This is a genomic window from Microcystis sp. LE19-41.2A (assembly GCF_027530405.1).
GTDB lineage: Bacteria > Cyanobacteriota > Cyanobacteriia > Cyanobacteriales > Microcystaceae > Microcystis > Microcystis aeruginosa.
Window position 1 is genome coordinate 1 of record NZ_JAPZQJ010000222.1, and the last position, 15518, is coordinate 15518.

Annotated in this window: 13 protein-coding genes and 1 pseudogene; 7 read left to right on the plus strand and 7 right to left on the minus strand. The window is 39.5% G+C overall.

From position 1 onward, the window contains the following. Positions 1-113: 113 nt before the first annotated feature. The 3 genes from O9290_RS09875 to O9290_RS09885 are packed head-to-tail and all read left to right on the plus strand — an operon-like array spanning position 114 to position 1443. Positions 114-422: a hypothetical protein gene (locus tag O9290_RS09875; RefSeq protein WP_002759539.1), complete on the plus strand. Its 309-nt coding sequence runs from the start codon at positions 114-116 to the stop codon at positions 420-422. A 3-nt stretch (positions 423-425) separates the two neighbouring features. Next, positions 426-1304 carry an SDR family oxidoreductase gene (locus O9290_RS09880; RefSeq protein WP_288058791.1) on the plus strand — a complete coding sequence of 293 codons (879 nt, stop codon included), beginning with the start codon at positions 426-428 and terminating at the stop codon, positions 1302-1304. Next, on the plus strand, positions 1291-1443 hold the full coding sequence (locus O9290_RS09885; RefSeq protein ID WP_002759543.1) for a hypothetical protein: 153 nt from the start codon (positions 1291-1293) through the stop codon (positions 1441-1443). Before O9290_RS09880 ends, O9290_RS09885 begins: the two co-directional genes overlap by 14 nt. A gap of 14 nt (positions 1444-1457) precedes the next feature. On the opposite strand, the gene O9290_RS09890 is transcribed toward O9290_RS09885, so the two are convergent. From O9290_RS09890 to O9290_RS09900, 3 genes are all read right to left on the minus strand, one after another. After that, entirely contained in the window at positions 1458-1952 is a 495-nt protein-coding gene (locus O9290_RS09890; RefSeq protein WP_288058793.1) for an ureidoglycolate lyase, read from the minus strand. 5 nt (positions 1953-1957) lie between these two features. Beyond that, on the minus strand, positions 1958-3415 hold the full coding sequence (locus O9290_RS09895; RefSeq protein ID WP_288058795.1) for an efflux RND transporter periplasmic adaptor subunit: 1458 nt from the start codon (positions 3413-3415) through the stop codon (positions 1958-1960). Between the two features lie 300 nt (positions 3416-3715). Then, on the minus strand, positions 3716-4318 hold the full coding sequence (locus O9290_RS09900; protein WP_002759547.1) for a GUN4 domain-containing protein: 603 nt from the start codon (positions 4316-4318) through the stop codon (positions 3716-3718). 83 nt (positions 4319-4401) lie between these two features. Between O9290_RS09900 and O9290_RS09905 the strand changes: the two genes are divergently transcribed. Next, the gene (locus tag O9290_RS09905) at positions 4402-5382 is read left to right on the plus strand and encodes an aspartate carbamoyltransferase catalytic subunit (RefSeq protein WP_079207700.1); all 981 of its coding nucleotides are present in this window, start codon (positions 4402-4404) and stop codon (positions 5380-5382) included. Between the two features lie 23 nt (positions 5383-5405). On the opposite strand, the gene O9290_RS09910 is transcribed toward O9290_RS09905, so the two are convergent. Together O9290_RS09910 and O9290_RS28465 are read right to left on the minus strand one after the other, a co-directional pair. Then, the gene (locus O9290_RS09910) at positions 5406-5687 is read right to left on the minus strand and encodes a hypothetical protein (protein ID WP_149986500.1); all 282 of its coding nucleotides are present in this window, start codon (positions 5685-5687) and stop codon (positions 5406-5408) included. 845 nt (positions 5688-6532) lie between these two features. After that, positions 6533-7853 (minus strand): annotated as a pseudogene (locus O9290_RS28465) (ISL3 family transposase). Between the two features lie 30 nt (positions 7854-7883). Here O9290_RS28465 and O9290_RS09925 point away from each other — a divergent pair. Then, the gene (locus tag O9290_RS09925) at positions 7884-8306 is read left to right on the plus strand and encodes a DUF928 domain-containing protein (protein ID WP_223213000.1); all 423 of its coding nucleotides are present in this window, start codon (positions 7884-7886) and stop codon (positions 8304-8306) included. A 72-nt stretch (positions 8307-8378) separates the two neighbouring features. After that, positions 8379-9026 (plus strand): Uma2 family endonuclease, encoded by a 648-nt coding sequence (locus tag O9290_RS09930; RefSeq protein WP_002759554.1) that lies wholly within the window; start codon positions 8379-8381, stop codon positions 9024-9026. 6 nt (positions 9027-9032) lie between these two features. Here O9290_RS09930 and O9290_RS09935 read toward each other — a convergent pair whose 3' ends face one another. Together O9290_RS09935 and O9290_RS09940 are read right to left on the minus strand one after the other, a co-directional pair. Next, complete coding sequence (locus O9290_RS09935) at positions 9033-11015, minus strand: autotransporter outer membrane beta-barrel domain-containing protein (protein ID WP_288058797.1); 1983 nt, start codon at positions 11013-11015, stop codon at positions 9033-9035. Continuing rightward, positions 11002-11832: a two-partner secretion domain-containing protein gene (locus tag O9290_RS09940; RefSeq protein ID WP_288087010.1), complete on the minus strand. Its 831-nt coding sequence runs from the start codon at positions 11830-11832 to the stop codon at positions 11002-11004. The genes O9290_RS09935 and O9290_RS09940 overlap by 14 nt, the downstream gene beginning before the upstream one ends. A 68-nt stretch (positions 11833-11900) precedes the next feature. On the opposite strand from O9290_RS09940, the gene O9290_RS09945 reads away from it, so the two are divergent. After that, positions 11901-14546, plus strand: coding sequence for a CHAT domain-containing protein (locus O9290_RS09945; RefSeq protein WP_288058801.1), 2646 nt, complete (start codon positions 11901-11903; stop codon positions 14544-14546). Positions 14547-15518: the final 972 nt, after the last annotated feature.

Here is a 15518-nt window from a genome sequence, read left to right on the forward strand (position 1 = left end):
ACCAATTTTAGCAGATAGTTTCCCTTTAAAAATCCCAACTCAGTAGATTTACAAAAATGGGATGTACCCCCACCCAACCCCTTTTTTCCTTTTCACTTTTCACTTAATAAACTATGTTAGCAACTACGCATTATTTACTCAGGTCAAAACAAGACGGACAATATCTAGTAGCGCGTCTGAGAAAAGGTGAAAGCGAAACTCCGGCTAGTTATCTGCTTCTGTTTAAAGAATCCTACGATGCTTTAAGTTATATCAATACCCATGCTCAGGATTTAGCCAATAATTTTTCTGTGGAAACTCTCTCAGGAACACAATTAAAGGGACTAATGCAGCGATGGGGATTTGCAGGAATTGGTTTAGTTAGTGAACCTTTGGAACCGCAAGTGCAGTTTTTAGTCTACGAAAAAGGATTTAATCTCTAAACTATGAAAAGGCTGTTAATCACTGGAGTTAGTGGGTTTTTAGGTTGGCATATTTACCAAAAAACTCGCTCATACTGGGCAAGTTTTGGTACATACTTTAATCACAATGTCAATAGTAATGACCCGAATTTAATTAAAATTAACTTAACAGACTTAGCCGCAGTTAAAGAACTTTTTCAACAGATTAAACCCGACGCGGTAATTCATGCGGCTGCCCAATCAAAACCGAATCTCTGTCAAGAATTTCCCCAAGCATCCGAGGCAATTAATCTGACAGCTTCTCTAGAAATTGCCCGTTTGTGTAGTCAATATCAAATACCGCTAGTTTTTACCTCTACCGATTTAGTTTTTGATGGTAAAAATGCCCCCTATTCCGAACATGATCCCGTTTCTCCCGTCAGTGTCTATGGTGAGCAAAAAGTAGCGGCGGAAAAGGGTATTTTAGCAATATATCCTCAAGCAGCCATTTGTCGAATGCCTTTGATGTTTGGTTCCCCTTCTCCCAGCGCTAATAGTTTTCTGCAACCCTTTTTAAAAACCCTCCAAGAGGGAAAAGAATTATCTCTATTTACCGATGAATATCGTACAGCTGTTGGGGTTAATAGTGCGGTGGATGGGTTACTTTTGGCATTAGAAAAAGTGCAAGGGATTATTCATCTGGGAGGTAAAGAAAGAGTTTCTCGTTATCAATTTGGTTTACTAATGGCGGCAGTTTTTAACATTCCCAGAGAACAAATAAAACCCTGTTTACAGTGCGATTTTCCCATGATTGCGCCGCGTCCGCAGGATGTTTCTCTTGATAGTTCTCTTGCTTTTTCTTTAGGTTATCAACCATTAAGTATTAAAACCGAATTAGAGGCAATTAGAGATGAAATTATCTGAACAAAAGCGGACTATATTAATTATCTTGCTCCTTTTTTTTACCGCTATTCTCATGGCCAATTATTTTGAGGTAGGAATGACAGGAGTGTTAGCTTTTTTCGTTGCCTATCTTTCTAAAGGATTGCGAAAAGTTAAGTAAAAAAATTATTTTTTTTAATCAACAATCTCGAATTCTATTGACTGCTCTTGGGCAAAATTATAAGTAAAATGATCGACAATATTAGTATCGCTCAATTCGAGATTATAAAAATTGATCGCCGGTTGATCAAAAAGTGGGCCAGCGTGCCAAGTTCCCACCTCTAATTTAATAAAACAGTCCCCAGGGATGCGAAAAACCTTTAATTTTTCTAAATCCGGTTGAGGATAAGGACTAGGGGGGGCCACTCCTAAAAACCACTCTTGTCCCCCCAAAGAACCAAGACATTGGGTACATTGACTATGACGAGTAATTCGCTTAAATTTACGTCCGCGAGTCTGTAAACGCATAATATAAAAACGTGGCACACCGTTTTTTAAATGCAGTTGTGCATCGCTTTCATCAAACATTTTCCCATCATGACTAGAGGTTATTAATTGACCGTAGGGACGGAAACTCTCGGCGGTAATTAGTTGCGCTGACAGGGGACGAACGGTAATCGAATTACTCATAAAAATTACTGCTGACTAACAGTTATAGCTGTACCATCTCGGAGAGAAAGAATATTATTAATAGCAATTCTTTCCCCGGCATTTACTCCAGAAATAACCTGATAAGCTTGCCCTTGAATTGTGCCGACTTGAATTGGTTTTTGTCTGACCACTAAACGCTCCTCGGCGTTTTCTTGACCTTCTTTAGCCTTTTCTTTTTCGGCGACAAAAACAAAATTTTGCGCCCCGATGCTAGTCACTGCTGTGGTGGGAATTAATACCCCCGGTTTTTGATCCCAAATTAACCGCGTCCGCACATATTGGTTATTGCGAAGACTGCCATCATTAGTAAAGGCAAATTTCACTAAAACCGATTGGGTAGCTTGGGAAACGGTGGGGGAAATAAAAGTTACTTGACCGCGAACGCCCGGGCTGCCATCGGGATTAATAATTTCCACGGGCAACCCGACGCGCAGACGCGGTTGTAATTCCACGGGAATCTGCACATTTAGTTCCAAAGTTTTATTGTTAGTCAACGAGGTTAATTCTTCACCCAGGGAGATAATATCGCCGACTTTTCTTTGATTAAAATCGCCGACAAAACCATCAATCGGGGCGGTAATGGTGTTAAAAACTAAATTCTGGCGCGTCGCCCCTAATTGCCCCTCAGTGCTGGCTACCGCTGCTTGACGACTGTTCACTGTTGCCGCTGCCGCCGCCACCTGTTGCCGTGAGGCTAATTCGTTTTGAATGGCGATATTTAATGCTTCTTTGTTTGCCTGTAGGGTAGCTCTAGCCGCCGTCACCTGTTGACGGGCCGCATCACGATTTTTAGACCGGGCCTCTACTTCCGCCCTGGCGGCCTGAATGTCGCGGCGGCGATCATCTAAGTCCTGTTGGGGCTGTGCGCCTTGTTTGACCAGAAATTCGGCTCTTTTTAGGTTTTTTTCCGCCAAATCTAAATTAGCTCTCGCTCTCTGTAAATCAGCTTCGGCGGCGCTCAAGGTGGCGATCTGACTTTTCACATTGGCTTCGGCATTGGCCACATTTGCCCGATTCTGGGCAATTTGGGCTTTATTTGCCCTCGCTTGCGCTTGTCTTTGCCTTAAATCCGCCTCAGACGCATTCAGGTTCGCTTTGGCCGAATTTACCTGGCCGATGCCAGCGTTTACCTGTTGCTGTTGTTGTTCGGGATCCAATTCGGCGATTTTTTGTCCCTGAGTTACCTGATCGCCAGATTTAACGAAAATAGTGCGAATCCGACCAGTAATCTGAGGGGAGACGCTAACACGCTCTTGGGCGATCAAAGTACCCACAAATTCGCTACTTTGCACTAATTTGTCGGTGCCGAGGGTTTGCAGTTTGACGGGAACAGCCGCCGGTCGAGTGGCTTGGGGGGTTTGGGGGGCGCAACCGGTGATAATTAGGGAAACGGCGATCGACGAACCGATCGCTCTCGATACGTTAACGGATCGTTTAATCATTGTTAAATTTAGGGGTTTTTGGCGGAAAAAGTGCTAGGAAATCGGAAAAGGAAGAGGAAGATGAGGAGAGAAGCTTTTCCTTAAATTTTATTCTACAGAATTGATCGCCGTGATTATTTAACCTCTGGCATAATTAATTTTTGAGGGTTCAAAAACGGCAAAAATAAGGATTAAATTGCCTAAAATCTGTCAATAGACTATTTAATTGATTATTATTCATTCTTACTTAATTCTCCTGACTACTGACTACTGACTACTGACTCCTAACCCTAACAACAATTTTTGATTTTTACAAGAGGTCTATTGTTTGCTTTGCCCTAAGCTAACAATATTACAGGTAACTAATCTTTGGGCGAGGGTGGTGTATTCTAGGCGACCACCGGCGATCTGATATTCGTCCCGGGGCGCCGGCAGATGACCGACGGGAGCATTGAGGGTATAGTTAAGATTCTCTTTAAAAATAATCCAATCACCATCTTTACGCCAACCGATGCGATCGCCAAAAGTTTGAAAATTTTCGATCGCCACTAAGCGCCCCGGTCGATTACCCGTCTCGATAAAAATGCGAAATTGGGTACTGAAACTAAAACGACCCCCGGAAGCTTCTTTCCAGAGTTGATCCATCTTTTGCAGATCCCAACAGGCCAATTTTTGCAGGTCTTCCATGGTAAACCAGCCCTGTAATTCCCGTCCGGTTGCTTTCAGCATTAAATTACGGGTTTCATCGTTAGCTTGCCGCCAATTTTGTTGAGCGAGGAAATTTTTCAGGCGAGTGTAATTAATGCCCGTGGTCGGTGATACCATTTCCCCAGAGGTGGCAGTCTGGGCAACGATCGCCGGCAAGGGATTGAGAAATAAAGCGATCGCAAGAGTGATCTGACAGAAGGAAAAATTAATTCTCATAAACCCTATTTATTAACCTGATGCAAAGAAATCCTACAATAGCATAGACGAAATTTGCCGTTTTTACCGCCTCCTTAACGCCTATGGCTTTCACTTGGATCCGACACCACATTTTGGGATTGCAAGACTGGCAACCGGAAGAATACCAAACCCTGCTACAAACGGCCTCTAGTTTTCGTGAAGTTCTTTCCCGACGTACCAAGAAAGTGCCGGCCCTACAAGGTCAAGTGGTGACAAATCTTTTTTTTGAACCTTCCACCCGCACCCGTAGTAGTTTTGAACTAGCGGCGAAACGTCTCTCGGCCGATGTTCTCAATTTTGCCCCGGGTAGTTCCAGTTTGACTAAGGGGGAAACGATTCTCGATACCGCTTTAACCTATGTGGCCATGGGTACGGATATCTTTGTCATCCGACATCAACAGTCGGGGGTTCCCGATTTGATCGCGGGGGAAATGGACCGTTTGCAGTCGGGGGTCAGTATTCTTAATGCTGGGGACGGTCAACACGAACACCCCTCCCAGGGACTTTTAGACCTGTTTACGATCTGTTGTCTGTTAGATGAAGAAAATCCCCGTTTAGAACTGTTAGAGGGTAAAAAAATCGCTATTGTTGGGGATATACTCCATTCTCGTGTCGCTCGTTCCAATATCTGGAGTTTAACCACGGCTGGGGCGGAAGTACATTTGTCCGCACCCCCCACCCTACTGCCGAAATATTTTGGGGAATTGTGCGATCGCCTATTTCTCCACTGGGATTTAGAACCAGCTTTAGAAAAGGCCGATTTTGTGATGACCCTGCGACTGCAAAAAGAACGCATGACTGCCAATCTTTTGCCCAGTTTACGGGAATATCATCAAAGTTTTGGCATTACTCGTCCTCGTTTGCAATCCTGTCAACCGGGGGTTAAGGTACTTCATCCCGGTCCTGTGAATCGGGGAGTGGAAATTAGTTCCGATTTAATGGACGATCCCGATTTTAGTCTAATTTCCCAACAAGTTACCAGTGGTGTCGCTGTCAGAATGGCTTTGTTATACCTGATCGGTAATCTTCGCAGCGACCAGTAAAAGCTTCTCAGGGATTTGCTCTTTTAGTCTGGTTTCATTGAAACAATCCTAAAGTTTTTGTCAAGGTAAATATCATACTTTCTTCCTCCCTCACACACAGCATCTTCTGCTTCAAACTGGTTAGTCTCAACATCAAATTTCATCGCTTTAGGATTCCTACAACCCTGTTTTAGCAAAGCATCAGTCAACCGTGATGTTTCTTCCGGGGTCAAAGCCCGGTAATCACTACTATTAGCTTGACCCGCATAGATTGACATTCCTATAATGCTAAGAGATAGTAAGCTTATGATCGATTTGGTCTTCATTTTTTCAACTTCCTGAATACAGTAAAAACATCATTACAAGGGCTTTAGACCCAAATTTTCGGTAATTAGTTCGGCACGATTACCGATCAACTTTATGTTAGGAAAAGCATACCTATTTTGCAATAAGTATAAATACTCAAGCTACCCCTAGGGCTTTTCTAGAAACTTTGACCCATACCGAATTCCGTTCTCAAGGGACTAGATATGGCGACCTACTCCTCTCTTTTTTAACTAGGGTTGGCTGAATAAATCTAAAAACCTGGTTGGATAATATCTTTAGGCTTTTTTGAAATCCAAGACTGCGATCACCAACCCCAGAAGCCTTACAGAATGAGGGTTTGAACAGAGCGCTCGCCTCGAAGCACAAACGACATTAATTATACCTCATCTTTAAGAAAAACGCTGAAATTAAGTAGGTAGGCACAATTATTTGTAGGATGGGTTAGCGTTAGCGTAACATAATCGGGCGTTGGGTTTCATGCTTCAACCCAACCTACGTTCTTTAAGAAAAAAGCTGAAATTAACGAAGCGACAAAAGATAAAGATTCGGATTAAGTTAATTGAGAACTATTATTATAATTCTCTCAGAATATGCTAGAATGCTTTTCTATATCTCACCGAAAAGTAAAACCCTTGTTCTTGCAGTGAATTTCCGGAATTATCGACAGAAACTAACGGAATCCCGTAATCTAAACGAACAGTTAAACCATTAGCCACTAACCAGCGTAAACCTAATCCTATCCCTCCTAAAGTAGCAGGATCGGGATCAGGAAGTAAATTATTCCATCCAGTCCCCCCCTCAACAAATGAGGTAATTTGGGTTCTTCCGAACTTACCATGTAAAATCAACTAGCAAAATGCCAATTTAATAAACATCTAAGACTAAAGTTTTTAAAGTTTCTAAATCCATAGCCTCTCCTTTTAATCACCTTCAGTTTATTGTTAATTCCTTCCACTGTTCCTTGGGTTGTTCGGTTATCAAAATAGGCAGTTATTTCGTCAATCCACCGCCTCATTGTCTGGCAGCTTTTAGGAAAGTAAGCCATCGCCTTTTTTATCCAATCGCTCAAGGCAAATAATCCCTCATTCCCCTCCGTATTTTTCTCAAATACTTCTCTAAATTCCTCTTTTAATTTGTGCATTTCCCCAAGTTTTGGAGACACTTTATATACTTCTTCCAATTTTTTCCTTTCCTTCTCTACTAAGTCTCCTTCATTCTTTAATAAGGTATATTTGCTCTTGGCTATTCCTGCTAAGATATTTTCTTTATTTTTCTTATTTTTTATCTTGGTTGCCTCTCTTTTTACCTCCTTTCTGGCTTCATCTAGCTCGTTATTTACTTGTTTCATTACCTGGAATCTATCTCCTACTATTTGCGCTTGAGGCATTAGTTTTTCTGCCACATTTTTATACCCTATCCACAGGTCTATACTTACTTCCTCTATTTGGCTCAAAACCTCTTCTCCCCACTGTTTCAGATATTCTGTTAATGCTTCTTCTGTTCTTTTTTCTACTAAGCCTACAATTTTTCCTGTGTCTATAGCGTTTCTGATTCACAAGAGGTACATTTCCGATCCTGAACAGCTTAATCAGCAAAGGTTTAAGTGTGCCGCACAGATGCGAGAACCGCTATATATTTACTAACACAGCATAGTAATTTCCTTTTCCCTTTATCATGGCTATTTCATCTATTCCTAGTTTTTTTAGACCTTGAGGTTTTGCGGTTATTAAGTCTTCTCCTAAGTCTTTGAGCATCGTTTCTATTTCTTGTTCGCTTACTCCATTTCTTTCTGCCGTATTTTTGAGATCACTATTCAGGACTTCGGCCACTATTTTTTTTCTAAATCTGTCTGTGTAGGTTCTTTTCTTCGGCAAATAATTTAGTTCTTCTGTGAATTTTTTCCCACATTTCTCGCATCTCATCTGACGACGATTGATTCTCAGATATAATGCCTGTTCTCCAAAGGGTAAATCTCGGATTGTTAATTCATTATTTTGATGAAGTTTTTCCGTTTTACTTCCACAATGAATGCACTGGCTTTCTCTTGACATATTTTCTAAATGTAAAACAATTCCTGCATCGGTAATAATTTGATAATTGGTAACGACAACTCCTTCTAGGTGAAGTAGCTCGGTCATTAACTTTAATTGTGGATTTGATGGCATAAGTATAGCTTGTGTCTAAAATTGCTGGTCTTGGCTGTACGATTTCAACAAAAAGGAGGAATTCATAACTTTTCTTTTCCCAGTAATCAAACCCCTTTAGCAGTGGGTAAAAAGTATCTTTGGCAAGTCGCTATTCGTCAAAGTCCTGACGTTTGGATGATTCAACGAGCAGAATTTAGAGTGGTTGAAATGCCCATTTTTTTAAGTCAACAAGTGGCTAATTCACTTCAAAAAACTGAACAAGCAGAACGCTATGCCGAAAATGGGTTATGGTATGATGCTTTAATGACGAGCTTATCTTCAACCCATCAAGGAGAATTAAACCCTCAAGTTTCTAATTTTATTAAATCTCTCGTAGAATCTGAACATTTAGAGCCATCTGAAGGGGTTGATGCCAAAATTATTACTCGACGAAATAACACTTTAATAAAACTGGCAGAATATTACAAATAGGCTTAATTTTTGTTGAAATCCTATGAGTAAGGGTATAATTAAACTAAGAAATCAACATTTTCAGCTAAAGCCATGCAATTAGCCTTAGAACAAATTATCGTCAATCCCGGTCAACAGTTACTTTTAAAAGAGCTTAACTGGCAAAAATTTGAGACAATATTATCAGAATTAGGAGAAAGTCGTGCTTCTCGGTTATCCTACAGTAACGGAATATTAGAAATTATGGTACCTTTACCCGAACATGAAAAAGATAAAGAAATCATTAGTTATATGGTTCAGTTTTTGTTAGAAGTACTCAATATTGATTTTGAACCGTTAGGATCAACAACATTTAAAAACGAGCGGATGAATCAAGCAGTTGAACCTGATGCCTGTTTTTATATTAAAAACTATCAAGCCGTTATTGGCAAAAATAGACTTAATTTAGAAAGTGATCCCCCCCCTGATTTAGTCCTAGAAATTGATATTACTTCCCGTACCTATTTAGATAATTATCGACAGTTAGGTGTTCCAGAACTGTGGCGTTATACTCAAAGTGGCCTACAGATTAATTTATTACAAGAAGGAGAATATATTGAGTCTTTAAGCAGTCCCAATTTTCCTCAGATTCCGATTATTGAATTAATTAATCAATTTGTTAAACAAAGTCAACAACTGGGGAGAAGTGAAGCCATCAGAAACTTTAAAAATTGGCTGACGGAAAATATAGATAATAGTTGAAAAATCCTAACATTTTCGACTAAGATAAAGTCGTCCGTCTGGAGTGTAATAAACCCCTTGCGGTTCAATGATAGGATCACCCTTTTTCCAAGGTTGAGCGGGTGTTTCAGGAATAGGTTGAATGATTTCAGGGAAATAAGAGGGAGTATTCATATCTCCTGGCCGATTTTGGACACCTCCTGAGCCTTTTATGATAAAACTACCCCCGCGGTCCTGATTAGGTGAAATACAGCTATTAGCTAAGAGTTTTTCAGGGTTAATCAAGAATTCTGGCAACTGAACGATACTATTTTGAATAAAGGTCAAGTCTGGAATAATAATTGCACCTGAGACTGCACCACTGGCGTTAATATCGACTCTATCGTTACCATCTAGGGTATTAGGATCATTTTCACTCGAAATCGGTTGATAACCATTACCAAAAAATACAGGCGTATTAAATTGAATGTTGCCACCTCGTCCATCACGAGAAAAAGCTAAAATATCGCTATCATTGAATAATAGGATAGAATTAGCTGTTACAGTAATATTTCCGCCACCTCCTGCTCCATTATTTACATTCGTCCGAATATCGCTATCTCCCTGTAATCTGATGTTATCTGCGGTGAGGGTAATTTCTCCCCCTGCGCCTTGATTGGCATTTGCGGTAATATCACTATTAGTGGCACTGAATAAACCCGTCAGATTAATATTAATATTACCTGCGTTGCCTTGTCCTTCCGAACGAACGCTAATTTCTGATTGATTTTGGAGATTAAGAGAATTGGCGTTGATTTCGATCAATCCACCCCTAGCTAATGAATTTCTAGTTACTGCGGTAGATATTTGACTATTTTGATTCATTAATAGCTCATTCCCCACATTCAAGCGAATATTACCTGCATTGCCATCAGCACTTGTACTGGCAGTAATTCGAGCATTCCGTTCTAAGGATAAGGTATCGCTAATATTTAGCACAGCGTTTCCCGCATTTTTGGGACTAATGGTAGATGTAGAAATCACCGCGCCATCTGTGAGGGTTAAGCGTCTTGTTTCTATCAAAAGGTTTCCCCCTTCTCCTTGAGGTTGAAAATCAAACCCAATGATCCCTGTTGAGGTAAAAATCCCACTAGGAAATCTCAGATCAGAGGATATTCCTGTAATGTAAAGGCTATCGCTCGCTCTGAGCAGAATATCTCCTCCTTTTCCTTGATCAAACGTGGCCGCAGAAATTTGCGCCCCGTTACTTATTCTTAAAGTTTTTGTGTTAATCTCAAGATTTCCTGCATTCCCTCTTCCGAAAGTATCTGTGTAGATAGCACTATCAAAATCATCTATATTAATGCTTTCTGAAGCATTAATGATTAAATTTCCCCCTTGACCAGAACTGGTTGCATTGAGAATTTCTCCCCCTTCATTAATATTTAAAATTTGTGTTTCAATGATTAAGTTTCCTGCTGAACCAGTTTGATCTTGACTTGCACCCAAAGAGCCCGCTGCAATAAAACCATCATCAATCACATTAACGCCATTTTGGGCATTAATAATTAAATTTCCCCCCTTTCCTTGTCCAAGGGTAGTGGTTTCAATAAGAGATGCTCCCTGTACCGTTAAATTATTGGTTTTAATAATGACACTCCCACTATCACCAAGAGTATCAATAAACGTTCCAGTACCAATAATCGAACCATTACTCAAACGAATATCCTGCGCTTGAATTGAAATATCTCTCCCATCTTGGTCAGAAAGTGTTACTGATAAAATGGCAGATTCATTGATTAAAGCGACCTTTTGAGCGGTTAACTTGATCTCGCCCCCTCCTAACCCGCTACTATTTAGCAAGGCCAGTTGAGATAAGGTAATTTGACCTTGGGATTGACTATCTATCCCTTCATATCCTAGCCTCCATCCCTTAGGAACAGGAGTTAAGCTGACATTACCCATATTTCTGACGCTTCCGACTTCTATTCTTCCCCCCAAAGCGGTTAAACTTCCACTATTTAAAGTCACATCCCCCCCCGACTAGGGCAATGGTTTGGTTAGGAAAAACCTGTAAACCGACAGGGCGAGTTAAAATATTCTCAATTAGGGTTTTTGTCCCTTCTAAAACTTCATTCGGACCTCCTGCCACTTTAGGGATACTTTGAAGAACACCTGTAAGGGATTGTTCGGGGCCTTGTAGGGTAATCGGTTTAGGAGAAGATGAGGTGAAACCTAAACCAATAGGGGTACTAATAGTTAAAATAGGGGAAGATTGGGTTAAATTTGCCCTAAAAACCGTCCCATCTGCAAATTTTATCTGATTAGCGGTTGTGGCGATAAATGACCCCCCTAAGTTTAACCTCGCATCGGGTCCAAATAAAATCCCATTCGGGTTGAGAAAAAATAAGCTTGCTGTTCCTAAGTCTTGGGGTTGAATTAAACTTGATAAGTTAGTATTCGGTAAAGGGGACAAACTCCGTAGATTAATCAGTAAATTATTAATCGTTTCTGCTTTAATAAGCGATAAATTGCCTAAGAGCTCCGAAGGATTATTCCCTGTTACCCGAATTAAAATATTATTCACGTCCTTGGCATTGGTTAAAATAATCGTCTGCCCTTCACGAATGTTAAAATCCTGAAAACTTTGAAACAGATTTTCACCTCTTCTTGCACCACCTTGAATTAGTTGTAGCAGTTGATTAAAAGTGATAACGAAAGCACCTTCGATTCCTAAGCTAGTATCTGGAATAATTTGAGCAATAGCTGGACTTTTAACTGAAAATAGACTCAAGGAGATTAATAAGCTAACAAGGTTACGAAATTTTAACATTTTTATCCTGAACATTGTTACATCACTCCTCAACTTTTTATAGTAGGATTACAGCATTGATTCAATGATCGACTTAGTAAACCGTGTTTCATCGCTTTTTCTCCTATTCGCGTCTTTTGATCTGGCTATTTGTCGCCAGCTTAGTCTTTTTTTCGGGATTAGGCAAAATAACACCCTCTCACTTTATCTTATTTCATGCTCCTTTGATGGCTCAATCGATGAGTCCTCGTCAATGGGTACAAGAGGGAATTGACGCTTATCAAGCAGGAAATTATCAAGAAGCAGTAAAAATCTGGAAAAAAGCTTTATCTGCTTCCTCAGAACCCCAAGAAAAGCAAATTATCCTTGAAAACTTAGCAACAGCTTATCAAAAATTAAATCAAAATGAGCAAGTCTTTGAAACCTTAGAAAAGTTAGAAAAATATGCCATTAAAACAGGAAATAAAGGGAAACTAAGTCAAATATTAACACAAAAAGCGCAAATTTATCTTAATATTGGTCAACCACAAACAGCGATCGCTCTTTTATGTGCTTCAACCGATGAAAAAACCTGTCAACCTAATACCGCCTTAGCTATCAGTCGTCAGATAGAGGATACAAGCATAGAACGTTCAGCATTAGGAATTTTAGCAGAAGCTTACCGTTTTAGCGGAAAATATGACCAAAGTATTCAAACCCTAGAAACCGCTCTATCTTTACCCTCTACAGAAGCTCAAACATCCTTAAAACAAAGCTTAGGCAATTCTTATACAGCTAGAGGTCAATTATCCCAATTACGGGCAAAATCTGCTGAAAAACAAGATCATAACCGCTCCAATACTTTTCAAAAACAAGCGATCTCCGACTATCAACAAGCTACCAAAAATTTCCGTGCTAACTTAAATGGATCAGAAGATCCTTTAACAAAACTAGAGAATTTATTAAATTTAATTCGTTTATCCTATTATTCTCAAAATTTTCAGATAATTTCTCCCCAACAACGGCAAAATGATTTACAACAGGCGTTAATCTTGCTCCCTATGGTCCCTCAAAATGTAACAACGGTTTACGCTAGTATTGACTTAGCGAGTCTACCCGCCTTTTCTTTAGCCTTAAGTACCCCTTTAATCCAATGTCCGACGCAATGGCAACTATCTGACTATCAAAGATTATCCATTCTCGATAATGCTTTAACAATTGCTAAAAATCTTAATAATCCTCGTGTAGAGTCTTTTGCATTAGGCGCAATCGGTCATTTTTATGAATGTCTTGGCAGAACAAAAGAAGCCTTAACCCTAACACAGAAAGCGATTTTAGTGGCTAATCAAGATTTAAACACAAAAGATGGCTTATATCTTTTGGAATGGCAAAAAGGGCGTATTTTTCAAGCAAAAGGACAATTCAACCTCGCCGTTAACGCCTATCAAAACGCCTATAATACTCTTGAAAATATCCGTAGTGACTTATTAACGACTGAAAAAGACGTACAATTGGACTTTCGTGATAGTATTGAACCTATTTATCGTCAACTTGCTCAATTAAAGCTACAATTAGCTGATTCTCAAAGTTTATCATCTATACAACAAAAACAAGAATTAAAAGAAGTCCTCAAGATTATTGATCATCTAAGACTCGCAGAATTGCAAAATCATCTGGGAAATGACTGTTTTTTGCGGATTGATGCCCCTGATTCTCAGCCTATATCTGCTTTTCCTCAGACGGCAATTATTAATTCTTTAATGTTTCAAGAGAAAACAGCAATCATTATAATTTTACCCGATCAAAGTATAAAAATTCACTGGATTAAGCAGAATAAAGCCAATATTATCGAAAATATTGCTCAATTTCGTCAAAGTATCTTAGATGGGTTTTTAACTCTAGGTGATTATGACACAAGCTTATCTGAAACCCTCTATAGTCAGATAATTCGTCCTTTTGAGACTGATTTACAGGAATACGACGTAAAAAACTTAGTTTTTATCCAAGATAGTCCTTTTCGCCCCATCCCTATGGCTGCTTTACATGATGGTAAACAATTTCTGATCGAAAAATATGCTGTCTCTACTACCCCTAGTTTATCCTTAACCTTTCTGCAAAAAAGAACCTTATCTGACAATAAAACGTTAATTTTAGGAGTCACCGAAGAAAGTCAGATTGATGGTCAAATTTTTCCTTCTTTAGATAATATTCCCCTTGAAATTGCCACCATTTCCCAACAATTTCCTAATCATCAACTGCTAGTTAATCAACAATTTAACCCCCAAACCCTCACCCAAACATTAGATAATGCTGACTACTCCATTATTCATATTGCCACCCATGCTCAATTTGGGACAATTCCAGATGACACCTTTCTGGTGGCGGGAAATAATGATAAAATAGCCCTTAAAAGTCTTGAAAATACCTTAAGACTGCTTGAATCAGGCTCTAACTCTGTTGAACTTCTCACCTTAACCGCCTGTGAAACCGCAGAAGGAGACGAACGATCTGCGCTAGGATTAGCAGGAGTAGCGATACAAGCAGGGGTTCAAAGTGCGATTGCGTCTTTATGGCCAGTTTCTGATCAATCTACGTTACAATTAATCTTGGCTTTTTATGACAATTTAATTAATTCAGGGGTTAATAAAGCAGAAGCCTTAAGAGAGGCTCAAATCCAATTAATTCAAGCTCAAAGTAATCCAGATATTAATAATCAGTATAGTCATCCCGTTTATTGGTCTTCTTTTATCTTAATTGGAAATTGGTTATAAACATTAGACTTCCTGCGGAAGTCAGGCAATAGGAACTCATGCAACAGGCAACAGAAAGAAGAATAGATGGCTCTCCTCGACTTTGTGTGATAATCAGTGCTTATCATTCGTAGGAGTCTTCCTAGGCAAGGCTTTGAAGACTATATTTTTTTTGAAAAATTATCCCTATTCTTCTTCCTTCCACACAGAAACGAGAAGAGCCAATAGAATGCTTTCAGCATCAGGATTGATTACTTTTTGACTTGTGCAAGAGGTTCAATTTCCTTTTTTACTTTTGACTGGGTACAAGACATCCTTGAAGTCAACGACAGTTCAGTTTGTTACTAGAATCTAGTTCACAAAAATAGATTAGATCATTGTTTTGAGCAGGGGATTTTTTAACCTCAGTGGGTGTGGATAAATCAGACGGGACAGGGGTTACAGCCGTTGGTGCTAGTTCTGAAAGTACCATGGTTATTCATTCCTCGTAGTTCGATTTTTACTTTGATGATTAATCAATTCATCGAGGCCGATTAAAATTCTAGAAACTAGCAGAATGAGAGCCTCTTAATTAAGAAAATATCCTGTAGAGGCTGTTAAAAAGTTACTGTTTTCTTGTCAGTTAAATTTTGTTAAGATAATGCCCAAAAACTACAATTTATGGTAGGAAAAGAGGTAAGTCGAAACCGAGTTTGATTTTTGCTTACTCTAAATCAGAAAGGGCATTGGGCAAGATTAGCTAACTAGGGTTTGCTGAAAAAGTTGTTCGTGGGGGGCAGGGTGTAGGGTTTTAGCGATTTCGAGGGGGTCAATTACCTAATTTTCAGGGAAAAAGTACCTGAAGCCGATCACTCCCAGATATGGTACTTTTTGATTTCCAAACAGTCTAAAAGTCTTACCCAATAGACCTCGACCTAATATTATCTCAAGACCAAAAGTCTTTCTAGTTAAGGAATCTACCCGAATAAAAATTATTTTAATTGCCTCATATTT